The organism is Streptomyces sp. P9(2023) (assembly GCF_032436795.1).
In the GTDB taxonomy this organism is placed as follows: domain Bacteria; phylum Actinomycetota; class Actinomycetes; order Streptomycetales; family Streptomycetaceae; genus Streptomyces.
Genome location: NZ_JAUPWM010000307.1, coordinates 1 through 312, shown reverse-complemented (window position 1 = coordinate 312; position 312 = coordinate 1). Strand labels below are relative to the sequence as shown.

The window sequence follows — 312 nt, the reverse complement described above, 5'->3', positions numbered from 1 at the left end:
GAGGCGGCGTTCGGACTCGTCTGGGTCGAGGGCGCCGAAGATGGACGCGAACGAGATGCCACGGTCCGCGAGGCCCCGTTCAATCGCGATCTGCTCGGCGTTGAGATCGCACCACAGGATGATCTGGTCACCGGGATGCTGTGCCTGATGGGCGTCCACGAGTTGCAGCAGCCGCCTGATACGTTCGGGCATCGTGTCTCGGCGTTCGCGTGCTTCCTCCTGGAGCGACATAGCCGCGCCGCCTCGGAACAATCGCGCCTGTCCGTCGCGATCCATCTCAGTCACCGTGTGGTCGACCGGAACTTCGTGCCA

At 64.7% G+C, this 312-nt stretch carries 1 protein-coding gene; it reads right to left on the bottom strand.

The genetic code is table 11. From position 1 onward, the window contains the following. Positions 1-276: hypothetical protein (locus Q5762_RS37735; RefSeq protein ID WP_315896829.1), on the bottom strand; the 276-nt coding region annotated here is incomplete at its 3' end. Positions 277-312 lie beyond the last annotated feature (36 nt).